Source organism: Antrihabitans stalactiti, assembly GCF_012932915.1.
Lineage (GTDB): Bacteria > Actinomycetota > Actinomycetes > Mycobacteriales > Mycobacteriaceae > Antrihabitans > Antrihabitans stalactiti.
In genome coordinates, this window is the sequence record NZ_VCQU01000002.1 from 70,131 (window position 1) to 85,092 (window position 14,962).

Annotated in this window: 14 protein-coding genes; 6 read left to right on the forward strand and 8 right to left on the reverse strand. The window is 64.6% G+C overall.

Annotated features, from left to right (window positions below; translation table 11 throughout):
- Positions 1 to 54 precede the first annotated feature (54 nt).
- The gene (locus FGL95_RS06000) at positions 55 to 1,749 is read left to right on the forward strand and encodes an MFS transporter (RefSeq protein WP_169585327.1); all 1,695 of its coding nucleotides are present in this window, start codon (positions 55 to 57) and stop codon (positions 1,747 to 1,749) included.
- Positions 1,746 to 2,324, forward strand: coding sequence for a TetR/AcrR family transcriptional regulator (locus FGL95_RS06005; RefSeq protein ID WP_169585328.1), 579 nt, complete (start codon positions 1,746 to 1,748; stop codon positions 2,322 to 2,324). The genes FGL95_RS06000 and FGL95_RS06005 overlap by 4 nt, the downstream gene beginning before the upstream one ends.
- On the opposite strand, the gene FGL95_RS06010 is transcribed toward FGL95_RS06005, so the two are convergent.
- Positions 2,284 to 3,156 (reverse strand): NAD-dependent protein deacetylase, encoded by an 873-nt coding sequence (locus FGL95_RS06010; protein WP_169585329.1) that lies wholly within the window; start codon positions 3,154 to 3,156, stop codon positions 2,284 to 2,286. The two genes, FGL95_RS06005 and FGL95_RS06010, sit on opposite strands and share 41 nt — an antisense overlap.
- Between FGL95_RS06010 and FGL95_RS06015 the strand changes: the two genes are divergently transcribed.
- On the forward strand, positions 3,155 to 3,640 hold the full coding sequence (locus FGL95_RS06015; protein WP_169585330.1) for a VOC family protein: 486 nt from the start codon (positions 3,155 to 3,157) through the stop codon (positions 3,638 to 3,640). The genes FGL95_RS06010 and FGL95_RS06015 overlap by 2 nt on opposite strands.
- On the opposite strand, the gene FGL95_RS06020 is transcribed toward FGL95_RS06015, so the two are convergent.
- The 7 genes from FGL95_RS06020 to FGL95_RS06050 all read right to left on the reverse strand — a co-directional run bounded on the left by FGL95_RS06020 (position 3,634) and on the right by FGL95_RS06050 (position 11,316).
- A complete protein-coding gene (locus FGL95_RS06020; protein WP_169585331.1) occupies positions 3,634 to 4,554 on the reverse strand; it encodes a D-isomer specific 2-hydroxyacid dehydrogenase family protein in 921 nt (306 codons plus the stop codon). The two genes, FGL95_RS06015 and FGL95_RS06020, sit on opposite strands and share 7 nt — an antisense overlap.
- 9 nt (positions 4,555 to 4,563) lie before the next feature.
- Positions 4,564 to 4,959: an ectoine synthase gene (locus FGL95_RS06025; RefSeq protein WP_169585332.1), complete on the reverse strand. Its 396-nt coding sequence runs from the start codon at positions 4,957 to 4,959 to the stop codon at positions 4,564 to 4,566.
- A 13-nt stretch (positions 4,960 to 4,972) separates the two neighbouring features.
- A complete protein-coding gene (gene ectB / locus FGL95_RS06030; protein ID WP_169585333.1) occupies positions 4,973 to 6,247 on the reverse strand; it encodes a diaminobutyrate--2-oxoglutarate transaminase in 1,275 nt (424 codons plus the stop codon).
- Positions 6,234 to 6,779 (reverse strand): diaminobutyrate acetyltransferase, encoded by a 546-nt coding sequence (gene ectA, locus FGL95_RS06035; protein WP_169585334.1) that lies wholly within the window; start codon positions 6,777 to 6,779, stop codon positions 6,234 to 6,236. Before ectA ends, ectB begins: the two co-directional genes overlap by 14 nt.
- Positions 6,780 to 6,838: 59 nt before the next feature.
- Positions 6,839 to 8,935: a RecQ family ATP-dependent DNA helicase gene (locus tag FGL95_RS06040; protein ID WP_169585335.1), complete on the reverse strand. Its 2,097-nt coding sequence runs from the start codon at positions 8,933 to 8,935 to the stop codon at positions 6,839 to 6,841.
- A gap of 156 nt (positions 8,936 to 9,091) precedes the next feature.
- The gene (locus FGL95_RS06045) at positions 9,092 to 10,288 is read right to left on the reverse strand and encodes an RtcB family protein (protein ID WP_169585336.1); all 1,197 of its coding nucleotides are present in this window, start codon (positions 10,286 to 10,288) and stop codon (positions 9,092 to 9,094) included.
- A gap of 137 nt (positions 10,289 to 10,425) precedes the next feature.
- Complete coding sequence (locus FGL95_RS06050; RefSeq protein WP_169585337.1) at positions 10,426 to 11,316, reverse strand: ribokinase; 891 nt, start codon at positions 11,314 to 11,316, stop codon at positions 10,426 to 10,428.
- Positions 11,317 to 11,399: 83 nt separating this feature from the next.
- Here FGL95_RS06050 and FGL95_RS06055 point away from each other — a divergent pair, with 83 nt between their 5' ends.
- From FGL95_RS06055 to FGL95_RS06065, 3 genes are read left to right on the forward strand one after another with little or no spacing between them, the layout of a single operon-like run.
- On the forward strand, positions 11,400 to 12,683 hold the full coding sequence (locus tag FGL95_RS06055) for a glutamate-5-semialdehyde dehydrogenase (protein ID WP_169585338.1): 1,284 nt from the start codon (positions 11,400 to 11,402) through the stop codon (positions 12,681 to 12,683).
- Complete coding sequence (locus FGL95_RS06060; RefSeq protein ID WP_169585339.1) at positions 12,683 to 13,549, forward strand: AAA family ATPase; 867 nt, start codon at positions 12,683 to 12,685, stop codon at positions 13,547 to 13,549. The genes FGL95_RS06055 and FGL95_RS06060 overlap by 1 nt, the downstream gene beginning before the upstream one ends.
- Complete coding sequence (locus tag FGL95_RS06065) at positions 13,546 to 14,943, forward strand: vWA domain-containing protein (RefSeq protein WP_169585340.1); 1,398 nt, start codon at positions 13,546 to 13,548, stop codon at positions 14,941 to 14,943. The genes FGL95_RS06060 and FGL95_RS06065 overlap by 4 nt, the downstream gene beginning before the upstream one ends.
- The last annotated feature ends 19 nt before the right edge of the window (positions 14,944 to 14,962 follow it).

Below are 14,962 nucleotides of genomic sequence, written 5' to 3' on the forward strand. Positions count from 1 at the left end.
CAGTGCGGACTAGATTTCGATACGAACGCGTAGCGAAATCGGGTGGGAGTCGGCATGGACAGCGAAACGATTCAGCGGAGACGTTGGCTCATCTTGGGTGTGATGGTGATCTGCCTGCTGGTCGTGATCCTCGACAACACGATCCTCAACGTTGCATTGAGGACCATCCAGGACGACCTGAGCGCCTCGCAGAGTCAGATGCAGTGGGCTGTCGACAGTTATGCGCTCGTCTTCGCGGGTTTGCTGATCGTCTGGGGTGTAACCGGCGACCGAGTCGGCCGAAAACGTATCTTGCTGTTAGGAATTGCCACGTTCGGCGTGACGTCGGCGCTGTGTTCGTTCGCGACGACGCCGACCGAATTGATCGTCTACCGTGCGCTGATGGGCATCGGCGCTGCAGCCGTTCAGCCGCAGACACTGTCGATCATTCAGAACGTCTTCGAACCCGAGGAGCGGCCGAAGGCGATCGGCATCTGGGCGGCGTTCTCAGGCGTGGCGATTGCTGTCGGACCGATCGCGGGCGGCGCCTTGATCAAATTCTTCTGGTGGGGCTCTGTCTTCTTGGTCAATGTGCCCATCGTGATCGTCGGCGCAATTCTCATCTTTGTGCTCGTCCCCGAGTCTCGCGATCCGAATCCCGGCCGGTTCGATCCGTTCGGCAGCCTGCTCTCTATTGTCGCTCTCGTCGTTCTGGTCTACGGAATCATCCAGGGCGGCAACACGAACGACTGGCTGCGGTGGAATACCCTCGGCGCGATCATCGTCGGCGCCGCCTTGCTTGCACTGTTCGTCTACCTCGAGAAGCGGAGTTCGCATCCGACGATCGATGTGACACTCTTCGCGAACAAGCACTTCAGCGCGGGCACGATTTCGATCGCCATGGTGTTCTTCGCGCTGATGGGCGCCACGTTCTATCTCGCCTACTTCTTGCAGGTGATTCGCGGCTACACACCGCTGGCCGCCGGCGTGAGCCTGATCGCCGTCGCGGCAGGCGTCATGATCATGGCAAGCCAGGCAGCAGGACTGTCGGCCAAGTTCGGCTCGAAACTTGTCGCCGGAACAGGGCTGACGATCTTTGCGCTGACGATGCTCTCCTACGTGCTCGTCACCGCCGCAACCCCGCAGTGGCTGATCGAGGTCGAGATGTTCACGCTCGGTGCGGGAATGGGCTTGACCATGACGCCCGCGACGAACGCGATCATGGGCGCGGTCCCGCGCGAGAAGGCGGGAGCGGGTTCGGCGGTGAACAACACGGTCCGGCAGGTGGCGGGTGCGTTGGGTGTTGCCGTCTTGGGATCGATCCTGGCAGTCTCCTTCCGTGGTTCGCTCGGGGCCGACCGTCCCGCCGAACTCGCTGCGGCGCTGGACCAACCCGCCGCCATAGTCGCCACGCTGCCCGACAATGTGCGCGTCGCCCCGTTGGTGCGCGACGATGCAAGCGAATCGATCGGCGGCGCATTGCAATTCGTCGAGAAAGCTGCAGCCGCGATGCAGAAGCGAGGCGAGCTGCCGCAAGCAGCGCAGTTGTCGCCTGACGTGGTCGCGCAGCAACGTGCGAAGGCACAGACCGAGATCGGCGCGTTCGTTCAGGAATCGAAGGACTCGTTCATCCACGGGATGCACGTGTCGTCGATCGTGGCCGCGCTGAGCGCATTCCTCGGTGCGATCGCGGCGTTCACGATGCTTCCCGGTCCGACCGAGCCTCGGACGTCGGATGCGCACGACGAGGTGGCGCCGGAACTGGTATGAAACCTCGTGGGCGCCCGCGGGATACCGCAATCGATGATCAGGTCCGGGCGGCGACGCTCGACCTGCTCGCCGAGGTAGGGCGGGCTGGAACGACGGTCGAGGCGGTCGCGGCCGCGTCCGGAGTGGCCAAGACGACGATCTATCGACGCTGGTCCGGGCGAGACGATTTGATCCTGGGCGCTCTGTCGGTGCTGTTCCAGTCGGATGACGAGCCCACGCTCAGCGACGACCCGCGGGCGGACTTGGGTGCGTTGCTCGGGCGGCTGCGCGAACAGTGGGCCGATCCCCAGTTTCGGCGCCTCATGCGCCGCCTGTCGTCGGACGGCAGCGAGGCACCGCAGGACTATCAGCGGTTCCGTGAGCAACTGATCGCGCAGCGGCGTGGCCTGCTGTTGGCAATTCTGGGCCGCTGCGTCGACGCTGGCTACATTCGCGACGACGTCGACTTACGTTGGGCTGCAGATCTTCTCGTCGCCCCGGTCATCGTCGCTGCGATGACCCATCGCGACGACGTCACAGCGAGTCAGCTCGACTTCAGCGTTGATATCGTTCTTCGGGGTCTAGCTCCTGGCTGATTACGGTCAGCACTTCCGAGCAGCCGGCTTCGAGCTTGATGGTGGCGAACTCGTCTCCTCGCGTCGGTCCGCGGTTGATGATCGCGATCGGAATGCCGAGCTTGGCGGCCCGGCGAACGAACCGCAGCCCGGACATCACAGTCAGTGACGAGCCGGCCACGAGGAGGACGTCCGCCTGCTCCACCACGTCGAATGCGGCCCGAACCCGCTCGCGCGGAACGCTTTCGCCGAAGTACACGATGTCGGGCTTGAGCATCCCGCCGCACACGTGACAGTCGACGGGACGGAAGCCGTCGGTGCTCGCGAGCACCGCGTCGGCGTCCGGGGCGATCTCGACGCCTGTCGCGGCTGCTGCTGTGAACCCCGGGTTCGCGGCGTCGAGCCGTTTCGCAAGCGTGTGGCGTGACACGCGATGGCCGCATTCCAGGCAACGGATCTGCGCATACGAACCGTGCAAGTCGATGACGTTGCGGCTACCGGCCTTCGTATGCAGCAGATCGACGTTCTGAGTGATGACCGCATTCACCAGGCCCGCGCGTTCCAGACGGGCGAGCGCGCGGTGACCGGCGTTCGGCTGTGCGGCGTCCATGAAGCGCCACCCGAGATGATTACGCGCCCAGTAGTGCCTGCGGAAGTCGCGGTCGCCGACGAACTGCTGGTACGTCATCGGATTGCGGGGTGGCGAATCCGGACCGCGATAGTCCGGGATCCCGCTGTCGGTCGACATCCCCGCGCCCGTCAACGCCACGGTCCGCCTGCCGTCGAGCAGGTCGCGGATCGTGTCGCTTTTCTTCAATCCCCGCCGGGCGGTCGCCGACGAAGCTTGATTCATGACCACACTTCCAGTTAACCCGATTCCCGCCGGCTACCGCACCATCACACCGTTCCTCGCGGTCAGCGACGGTGCTGCTGCCCTCGACTTCTACCAGCGCGGGCTCGGCGCCGAGATCGTCGACCGAATGGACGCGCCGGATGGCAGCGTCATGCACGCCGAAATCAGAATCGGCGACTCCATGCTGCAGCTGTCCAACGAAATGCCCGACTACGGAATCAAGGCGCCCGAAGCGGGGTGGGTGCACTCGTCGATCGTCGTCTACACCCCGGACACCGACGCGTTCGTCGACCGCGCGGTCCGGGAAGGGGCGACCCTGGTGCTTCCGGTTTCCGACACTTTCTCCGGTGATCGGCACGGCGTCGTCATCGACCCGTTCGGTCACCGCTGGGCGGTCTGCACCAAGATCGAGGACGTACCCGCCGAAGAGGTCGCGCGCCGGGCGCGCGAGCTGTTCTTCCCCGCCGCCGAGCCCGCTCAGTAGCCGGCGACTGGGTCGACTTTCGCAATCAAGTCCTCACCGGCGGCGAATCTGGCGACGTTCTCGGCCACTCGGTCCGCGAACGCCGCCACTCGCCGCTGCGGCGGGTTCGAATCATGTGGCGTGACAATCGCATTCGGGAGTGTCCACAACGGGTGGCCGTCCGGCAGCGGCTCAGGATCGGTGACGTCGAGGCCGACGCCGCCGATCTGGTTCGCCTCCAACGCTTCCACCACCGCATCTGTGTCCACGAGGCTGCCGCGGGCGACGTTGATCACCCACGATGTCGGCTTCAGCTGGGCCAGCTCGGCTGCCCCGAGCAGGTGCTTCGTTGCCGGCGTGGCAGGCGCAGCGATGACGACATGGTCGGTGCGCGACCACACCTCGTCGAGCCGCGTCACTGGCAGTGTCTCGATCGCACCGGGCACCGGCCTACCAGAACGGTTGACCGCGACGACGCGAGCGCCGAGCGGCGCCAGCATCGGTATCAATGCGCGGCCGATTCCGCCGGCGCCGATGATCGCGACTGTGCTGCCGCGCAGTGTGCCGACCTTCGGAAAGAATTCTTGTTGCCGCCAGGTGTCGGCGAAGAGGTGCTCAGGTATTGCGCGTACCCCGGCAAGCAACAGCGCCAGTGCATGTTCGGCAACGGTCGGGGCGAAAGTTCCGGTCGCAGAGGTGAACTGGACCCGAGGATTTGCGTCGACGACTCCCGCTGTGAAGAATTCTTCGATACCCGCCGAGAACAACTGCACCCATTCGACGTTGTCGGGCAACGGGTCTGGAAAGTCGTCAGGGCCGGCAGTCCATACGAGGCCGCTGGCAGCGGTGAGCTCTGCGAGCTCACCGCCAGCACGTTCGACCGCGTCGACGAGCGTCGGGTCCTGATTCGGCAGCAGAGCGATAGTCGTTGCCATCAGCCAACCCTACTGGGCAGCAACCAGTGGGTAGACACCGTTTTCATCGTGCACTTCGCGACCGGTGACAGGCGGGTTGAATACGCATAGCATGCGCATTTCGGTCCGGGGCTCGACGCGATGGCGCTCGTGTCCGTTGAGTAGATACATCGAGCCGGGACCGAGGTCGTAAACGCGGTCGTTGTCGAGGTCGACGAGTTTGCCTTCCCCCTCGATGAGCCACACGGCTTCGACGTGGTTGGCGTAGTGGAACTCGTTGACCGTCCCTGCGGCGATGGTGGTCTCGTGGAACGAGAACCCCACGCCGTCTCCGCCGAGCACGATGCGCTTGCTGCGCCACGCTCCGTCGCTGCTGGTCACATCACGGTCGGTGTCGGTGATTTCGGCTGTCGATCGCACGATCATGGTGTGATTCCTCTCAGCTGCAGACTGTTGCGGTGGCGTCGGCGATGATGCGGAGCCCGTGGTCGAGCTCTTCGTCGGTGATCGTCAGTGGCGGCAGAAGTTTCACGACACCGTCTGTCGGCCCGGATGTTTCGGTCAGCAGACCGTTGTCGAACGCGAGTTGGCATACCTTGCCCGCAGATTCGGCGTTCTCGAAGGCGAGACCCTGGACGAGACCGCGGCCGCGAGTCGTGACTCCGTCGAACGCGTCGGCCAACTTCGAGAACTCGGCGTGAATCTTGTCGCCCTTCTCCAGCGTGGACACCTCGAGGCGGTCGTCGGACCAATAATGTTCCAGCGCAACCTGTGCGGTGACGAAGGACGGGTTGTTGCCGCGGAACGTTCCGTTGTGCTCGCCCGGCGCCCACACGTCCAACTCGGGCTTGAACAGCGTCAGTGCCATCGGCATTCCGTAGCCACCGATCGACTTCGACAGGGTGACGATGTCGGGCTCGATGCCCGCGACCTCGAACGAGAAGAACGGACCTGTTCGGCCGCAACCCATCTGGACGTCGTCGACGATCAGCAGAATTCCACGGCGCGAGCACAGATCAGCAAGCGCGCGCAGCCATTCCGGGCGTGCGACATTGACGCCGCCTTCACCCTGGACGGTCTCGACGATGACGGCGGCCGGGCGATTGAGGCCCGATCCCGAGTCGTCGAGCACGCGCTCGAACCAGTGGAAATCTTCCATCACGCCGTCGAAGTAGTTGTCGAACGGCATCGGCGTCGTGTGGACGAGGGGGATACCCGCGCCTGCGCGTTTGAACGCGTTGCCCGTCACCGACAAAGCCCCGAGGGTCATGCCGTGAAAGGCGTTGGTGAAGTTGATGATCGACTCGCGGCCGGTCACCTTGCGCGCCAGTTTCAGTGCAGCCTCGACGGTGTTCGCGCCGGTCGGTCCCGGAAACTGGACCTTGTAGTCGAGACCGCGTGGCTCGAGCACCTTCATTGCGAAGGTCTCCAAGAACCGTCGTTTTGCCACGGTGGCCATATCGAGCGAGTGCGTGATGCCATCGCCCGCAATGTATTCGATCAAGGCTTTCTTGAGGACCGGGTTGTTGTGACCATAGTTCAGCGCGCCGGCGCCTGCGAAGAAGTCGAGGTACTCCTTGCCGTCCTCGTCGCGCAGCCAAGCACCCTTTGCTGTCTCGAAAACGGTGGGCCATTGGCGGCTATAACTTCGGACTTCGGATTCCAAGGACTCGAAAATCGTTGGCTCAATGGTTGTCGGTTTAAAGGTTGTCATTGTCGGCATGCTCCTTCGTCAGTTGATCCATCGGACCGACTGTGTAGAGATCTTCCGGTTGGTGACTGTCAGGGAAGTTGTCGGCGGAAAACAGGGTCTGCTTCGAAATTGAGGTGTCGCGCCGCCTCGCGAGCGCGGTGAACATCGCGATCGATGCGGTGTTGTCCGGGCTGATCGTCGTTTCGAGAGTGTGCGCCGCGGTGGTGTCGAGAAGGCGGTTCAGCATCGCCACTCCGAGGCCTCGGCCGCGCTGAGCACGGTCGACAGCAACCTGCCAGACGAACAATGTCGTTGGCGATTGCGGGCGCATGAATCCGGAGACGAACCCGACGACGTCGCCAGCGCTCTCGGCCACGATCGTCGTGTCGGAAAAGTCCCGGCACCACAACAGGTACGAATAGCTCGAATTGACGTCGAGTACTTGTGAATCCTTTGCCAACTGCCAGAGCCGGACTCCGTCAGCTATCTGTGGACTTCGAAGCGACGCCGCGTCCGGCACGGCGCTGTGGGTGTCGTTCGTCTGTGATTGCATCGGTAGTAGCGAATACCCCGGGCAGCCAAAGGTCTAACTATGGCCTCCGCCACACTCGGTTACTTCGGCGTCGCGATGGCGAACGGCAGGACCGCTTCGGCCCCCGCCGCACGCATGGCCCGGGCAGCCATGGTGAACGTCCAACCGGTGTCGGTCAGGGCGTCTACCAGCAGAATCGGGCCTTCGACGCCGCTGAGATCGGGGGTGTCCCACGCGTCGACCAGACCGGCGACGCGATACGCGGAGTTGGCCGCGGATACCGGCGGGTGACCAGGCGCTTCACGGAGAACGCCCAGGTCGGTCAGCCTGCCGAGGTCCGCCAAGCGGGCAGCCAGGCTGCCGACCAGAATCGGGTGCGTCGGCGATTCGAGCGCCATGACCGAGGTCGGTCGCTGCTCCCAATCCCACGCCTTGAGAACCTTGATCGACGCCGCGAGCAGCGCATCGGGCGCAGGAGCGTCAGGTCCGTCGAGGAGGGCGCGCAGCCGCTGACCCCACCCGAGGTCGGACAGCCTGCCCAGCACGCGGCCGGTCTCGGCGCCGTCGCTGATCTTGCCGGAGAGCTTGACGCCCAGCTTCGCAAGCCCGGTCGGCCACATCTTGCGGGGCAGTAGGTCGACGCCGGGGCGATCGAGGCGCGTCCGAGTCGCGTCGAGGTCCGCCGCGTCGACCGTGCGGTCGCGGACACTGCCGGTGCAGTTGTCGCAACGACCGCAGGGTGCCGGCGCTTCGGTGAGCCCGGGATCGTCGAGCTGCCTGCGGAGAAAATCCATCCGGCAGGTGGTGATTTTTTGGTACTCCAACATCGCGTTCTGTTCGGATTCGCGCGCGGTATCGAGGCGCAGGTAGCGCTCCTCGTCGTAGGTCCAGGGCTCACCGGTCGCGATCCAGCCGCCGCGAACCCGCTTCACGGCGCCGTCGACGTCGAGCACCTTGAGGACCATCTCGAGTCGAGTCCGGTTGAGCTCCACGAGCGGTTCGAGGGCGGGCGTCGAGAGCGGCTTTATCGGGTCCAGCGCTTCGATGACTTTGCGCACCAGGTGCTCTCGCGGAAAGGCGACCGACGAAAAGTAGCTCCAGATGCGTTGGTCCTCGGCGCCGGGCAGGAGTATCACTTCCGCACGGTCCGTAGCTCGGCCCGCGCGGCCGACCTGTTGGTAGTAGGCGATCGGGGAGGAGGGCGCGCCGAGATGGACAACGAAGCCGAGGTCGGGCTTGTCGAACCCCATGCCGAGCGCGGAGGTGGCAACAAGCGCCTTGACCTCGTTGTTCAGCAACGCTATTTCCAACGCCTCGCGTTCGGCGGTGTCGGTCTGGCCGGTGTATGCGGCGACCTTGTGACCATGGTCGGACAGTATGTCGGCGAGGTCCCGCGCGCCCGACACCGTGAGCACGTAGATGATGCCGGAACCGGGGAGGTCCGCGAGTTGCCTGCTCAGCCAGGCCGCGCGCTCGACCGCGTCGTCGAGATGAACTACTGACAGATGCAGGGATTCGCGCTCGAGCGTGCCACGCAAGACCAACGTGTCCGAGCCGCCGACACCGACCTGCGCGGCGATATCGGCGACAACGCGGTCGTTAGCGGTCGCGGTGGTGGCGAGGACGGGGATGTTGTTGCCGAGGTCGGCCACGAGGGTGCGGATACGCCTGTAATCAGGCCGGAAATCGTGGCCCCAGTCGGACACGCAATGCGCTTCGTCGACGACGACAAGGCCTGCATCGGCCGCGAGTGACGGAAGTACCTGGTCACGGAAGTCCGGGTTGTTCAGCCGTTCAGGGCTGACCAGCAGCACATCGATCTCGCCCGCCGCGACGTCGGCATGAATCTCGTCCCATTCGGTGACGTTGCCGGAGTTGATAGTCGCGGCCCGGACGCCTGCTCGTTCGGCAGCAGCGACCTGGTTGCGCATCAAAGCGAGCAACGGCGACACGATGACCGTCGGACCCATGCCCTGGCGTCGCAGCAATTTCGCCGAGATGAAGTACACCGCCGACTTGCCCCACCCGGTTCGCTGCACCACCAGCGCGCGTTTGCGTTGGACGACCAGCGCCTCGATCGCGATCCACTGGTCGTCGCGCAACTGCGCCGTCGGGCCTGCCAGCTCCCGGAGGAGTTGTTCGGCATCGGCGCGCAGGTCCGTGGTGGCGGTCGTCATGAACCCCATCGTGCACTAGCGGGCCGACAACCGAACCCCGTGCGCGCGTCTCACCGCCCCAGGGGTAAAAATCGCGCACAGTTCTGGGCGGCAGTCGCCTGACAACTGTGCGCGATTTTTACCCTTCTGGGGGTGAGACACGCGCACGGGGTGGGGTCAGCCCTTGACGCAGAGCACCTGACGAAGCGTCGCGACCACGTCGACCAAGTCGGACTGCGCAGCGATCACCGCGTCGATGTCCTTGTAGGCAGCCGGGATCTCGTCGATGACGCCTGCGTCCTTGCGGGACTCGACGCCCTCGGTCTGGGCAACGAGATCGGCGACCGTGAACTGCCGCTTCGCCGCGTTTCGACTCATCCGACGGCCCGCACCGTGGCTTGCCGACTGGAACGACGCCGGATTGCCCTTGCCTCGCACCACATAGGACCGCGTACCCATCGAGCCGGGAATCAGGGCGAGTTCACCGTCACCCGCACGGACCGCACCCTTGCGAGTCACGAGCATCGGCTCGCCGTCGATGATCTCCTCGGAAACGTAGTTGTGGTGGCACGAGATCGGCACGTCGAACTTGACCTGCGGAAACTGCTCCCGCACTGCCTTGCAGATGAGACCGAGCATCACCGCGCGGTTGCGCGCCGCGTACTCCTGAGCCCACTCCAGATCGCGCCGGTACGCAGCCATTTCCGCTGTGCCGGAAACGAATACGGCGAGGTCACGGTCCGGCAGGCCCACGTTGTGCGGCAGGCCACGAGCGATGTGCATGTGCCGCTCGGCGAGTTCCTTGCCGATATTGCGGCTACCGGAATGCAGCAGAATCCAGACCTTCTGGCTCTCATCGAGGCACACTTCGATGAAGTGGTTGCCGCCGCCGAGCGACCCGATCTGGTTGTGCGCCTTACCTTCCAGCTTCTGGACATCGCTGTGCAGCGACGTGAACGAGCCCCAGAAGCGATCCCAGCCGGACCGTAGGCGGGGGGCGTCGAACGCCAGCTTCCGCACGTCGACCGCGGACTTATGTGCCGAGAACCCCACGGGCACAGCGGCTTCGATCTTCGACCGAAGCCCGGACAGATCGTCCGGCAGGTCCGCGGCGGTGAGGTTGGTCTTCACGCTCTCCATACCGCAGCCGATATCGACGCCGACCGCGGCGGGAGCGACGGCGTCGCGCATCGCAATGACCGAGCCCACGGTCGCACCCTTGCCGAGGTGTACGTCGGGCATCACGCGGACGCCATGCACCCACTGCAGGTCAGCGATGTTGCGCAGCTGCTGCAAGGCTGCCTGCTCGATTTCGTGCTCGGGCGCCCACATGAGCGTCTTGGCACGCGTACCGCGCAGTTCGACGGGAAACATGGTCCGGGTCCTTCCTAGGTAAGTGACCCGTCAACGGTAGGGCGCGAATTGGCTTGGCGCACCTGATTATCTGCCGAGTTCAGACCCTCCCCTCGTGAGTCTTTTCGGAGTCTCTGGACTCCGAAAAGACTCACGACCTAGTGGGTGCTGAGCGTCAGCGCGGCTTCGATCTGCTCGTCGGACGGCAGCGACGGGCTCGCCCCGCGGACCGTGGTGGCGAGGGCACCGGCGGCGCACGCCCAACGCAACGCTTGTTCCGGCCCTTGATTCCACGCCACTGCAAGCGCGCCGGCGAATGCGTCACCAGCGCCTGTTGTGTCGATTGCCTCGACGGGCATCGCGGGCTCTTTGTGCTCGACACCTTGCGGACCGCGATAGGTCGCGCCGCTGGATCCGCGGGTGATGACGACGTGTGGAACCCCGGCCAGTCCGTCGTCGCCGATCTGGTCGGCCTCGATCTCGTTGAGGACCAGCACATCGACGCATTCCAGCAGCTCAGTCGGAATCGGCTGCATCGGAGAGGGATTGAGCATGACGATCGTGCCTTTGGCGCGCGCATGCTTGGCAGCGGCGGTCACCGTCTCGATCGGTATCTCGAACTGACAGAGCAAGGTCGACGCATTCTCGATTGCGGCCAACTCTTCGGCGGACAGGTCCGTGACGGTGGCGTTGGCGCCGCCGACGACGATGATGCTGTTCTCGCCCGACTGGTCGACGGTGATGAATGCGACGCCGCTGGGGCCTTCGACTTCGCGCAGTAGCTCGGTGCCGACGTCGTTGAGGACAAGCGTCTCTCGCAGCTCGAGTGCGAAGGTGTCGTCGCCGACCGCGCCGAGGAATTCGACCTCGCCGCCGGACTTCGCCGCCGCAATCGCCTGGTTCGACCCCTTACCGCCAGGGGATTGCGCAAACGAGCCGCCGAAAATTGTCTCGCCTGGAACGGGGAGCCGTTCGGTGGTCGCGACCAGGTCCATGTTGACGCTGCCGAGGACCGTGATCCGCGGAGCCGCCGATTCAACAGTGGTCATACTTACTCAGGCTAGACCGTTGTCGAATGTTTCCTGCGGAGGCGCGAAGCGGCAGATCTGAGGGCGGTAGCTACGCTGTATGTATGACCGCTGTGACCGATTCTGTGCAGGTGAACGCGACCACGGACGACCCCCGTGAGGTCGTGCACGAGGCCGCCCGACGTGCCCGAGTCGCCTCCCGCACGCTGGCCCTTCTCACGACTGCCGAGAAGAACGCAGCCCTACACGCTGCGGCGGATGCCGTTCTCTCCGCCGTCGACACCGTGCTCGACGCGAACGCCGCCGACATCGACACCGCACGCGAGGGCGGAACGGGTGAGTCCCTGCTGGACCGCCTGCGCCTGACTGCCGCGCGAGTAGATGGCATCGCCTCCGGATTACGGCAGGTCGCGGGCCTTCCGGACCCGGTCGGGGACGTGATTCGTGGTTCGACGCTGCCGAACGGCCTCGAGATCCGCCAGGTCAGGGTGCCGCTCGGCGTGGTCGGGATGGTGTACGAGGCGCGGCCGAACGTCACGGTCGATGCGTTCGGACTTGCCCTCAAATCGGGCAACGCGGCGCTGTTGCGCGGTTCGTCGTCGGCGGCGAAGTCGAACGAAGCGCTGGTTGCCGTGCTTCGCGAATCGCTGACCGCGAGTGGTTTGCCTGCCGATGCGGTCCAACTGCTGCCCAGTGCGGACCGGTCCACTGTCACCCACCTCATTCAGGCACGCGGCCTCGTCGACGTCGTAATTCCGCGCGGCGGCGCAGGGCTGATCAGCGCAGTCGTGCGCGATGCCACGGTGCCGACCATCGAGACCGGCACCGGCAACTGCCACGTCTACGTTCACGAAAAGGCCGATCTGGACATGGCCGAAAAGATCATCATCAACTCGAAGACCCGCCGGACCAGCGTGTGCAACGCCGCCGAGACCGTGCTGATCGACGACGCGATCGCGGAGACTGCGGTCCCCAAGCTGATCGCGGCGCTCGAAAAACACAATGTCAGCATCCACGGCGACCTGCCCGGCCTCATTCCGGCGAACGAGGACGACTGGTCGAACGAATACCTCTCCCTCGACGTTGCCCTCAAGGTGGTAGCGAACATCGACGAAGCCGTCGCGCACATCGACCGCTACGGCACCGGGCACACCGACGCCATCGTGACCGCGGATCTCGCCGCCGCGCGGGAGTTCACCGCCCGCGTCGATTCGGCTGCCGTCATGGTCAACGCATCGACTGCCTTCACCGACGGTGAGCAGTTCGGCTTCGGCGCCGAGATCGGTATCTCGACCCAGAAACTGCACGCCCGCGGACCCATGGGCCTACCTGAGCTCACCTCGACAAAATGGATCGTGTGGGGCGACGGCCAGGTTCGGCCGGTCTGATGGAACAGTCTGCGATCTTCACCTCTGTCGACGACGTCATCGCCAGGCTCGCCGAGACCGGTTATCTGGCGGACAAGGGAACAGCCACGGCGGTGTTCCTTGCCGATCGCCTCGGTAAGCCCTTGCTCATCGAGGGTCCCGCGGGCGTCGGCAAGACCGAGCTCGCGCGCGCCGTGGCGCAGTGCGGCAGCGCCGAACTGGTCCGCCTGCAGTGCTACGAAGGCGTCGACGAATCGCGCGCGCTCTACGAGTGGAATCACGCGAAGCAAATCCTGCGGATCCAGGCCAGCTCCGAAAACCATTGGGAAGAAACGAAACAGGACGTCTTCTCGGAGGAATTCCTGCTGTCGCGGCCGCTGCTGACCGCGATTCGGCGCACGGAGCCGACGGTCCTGCTCATCGACGAGACCGACAAGGCGGACGTCGAAATCGAAGGCCTGTTGCTCGAGGTGTTGAGCGACTTTGCGGTCACGGTTCCCGAGCTCGGCACGATCGTCGCCACGCGGAAGCCGTTCGTGGTGCTCACCTCCAATGCGACCCGCGAGCTGTCCGAAGCACTCAAACGCCGCTGCTTGTACCTCCACCTGGACTTCCCTGACGAAGACCTCGAGCGCCGCATTCTCGCGAGCCGGGTGCCCGAGCTGCCTGCGGCGATCGCCGAGCAGATGGTCCGCACGATCCACGTGCTGCGTGGCATGCAACTGAAGAAGCTGCCGTCTGTCGCCGAGACGATCGACTGGGGGCGCACGCTGTTGGCGCTCGGCATGAACAAGCTCGACGACGACGCCATTCGGACGACGCTCGGTGTGGTTCTCAAGCATCGGGCCGATCACGTGAAAGCGTCTGCGGAGTTGAGGTTGAATTGACCGAATCGCTTGCGCCGCATGGACTTCCGGGGCATCTAGTCGGCTTCGTCGAAGCGCTGCGCAAGCGTGGGATTCCTGTCGGACCGTCCGAGACCGTGGACGCGGGTCAGGTCATGTCTGTGCTGGACCTGCTCGACCGCGACGTGTTGCGTGAAGGTCTTGCCTGCGCGTTGCTCCGCAGACCCACCCATCGGGCGACCTTCGACGGACTGTTCGACCTCTGGTTTCCGGTGGCGATCGGGATGCGGCAGACCGACGAGGACGACCTCGAACTGCCACGTAAACCCGACGGTGAGGTCGATCTGGTCGCCCTTCGGAACATGCTCGCCGAGATGTTGATCGACGACTCTGCGCAGGCAGACGCGATGGTGGCGCAGCTCGTCGAGCAGCTGGGGCAGTACCAGTCCGCCAACGGACCGTCGTTTTCCGCGTATCAAACCCTCCGCGATCTAAAGCCGGAGACCTTGGTCGCCAAAATCATGGCCGGGCTGCTGAACGGCGCGGTGGGCGACGAGAACTTCGAGTCCGAGGTCGCCCGTCGGACCGCGAAAGAGCGCATCGCGAACTTTCGCAAACAGGTCGAGGCGGAGACGCGCAGGCGCTCCGCCGAACGGATCGGGCGCGATCGCGTTGCCAACTACGGCGTGCCGAAGCAGGCCGAGGACGTCGATTTTCTGCGTGCTTCCGACGCCGAGCTGACGCAGCTTCGTCGCAGCGTGAACGCGCTCGCCCGGTTGCTCGCAGCCCGACTCGCCGCCCGTCGCAGGCACGCGAAGCGAGGCGAGATCGACCTGCGCAAGACGCTGCGAAAGTCGATGTCGACCGGGGGAGTGCCGATCGACCTAGTGGCGCGTAAGCCGCGACCGGGCCGCCCTGAGCTGGTGATCCTCTGCGATGTGTCCGGGTCCGTCGCCGGGTTCAGTCACTTCACGTTGTTGCTGGTCCACGCGCTGCGGGAGCAGTTCTCACGGGTGCGGATCTTCGCGTTCGTCGACTCGGCCGACGAGGTCACCGACTTCTTCGAGCCCGACACCGACCTCGGCAAATCGCTGGTGCGGATCGTCAACGAGGCCGACGTCATTCGCTACGACGGCCATTCCGATTACGGCAATGCGTTCGGCGTGTTCGCCCAGCAGTTCGCGGACGCCGTCACGAGCCGGACCTCGATCCTGATTCTCGGCGACGGCCGAAACAACTATCGCGACCCGAATCTCGACGCTTTACGTGGCTTGGTCGACGTCGCAAAGCATGCCCATTGGCTCAATCCGGAGCCGCGCAACAACTGGGGCGACGGCGATTCGGCCGCCGACAAGTACAGCGAAGTGATCGAAATGCACGAATGCCGGTCGGCCGCCCAGCTGACCAGCGTTGTTGCTGGATTACTCCCAATCTAAGGGCGCCCCGTAAGCTCGT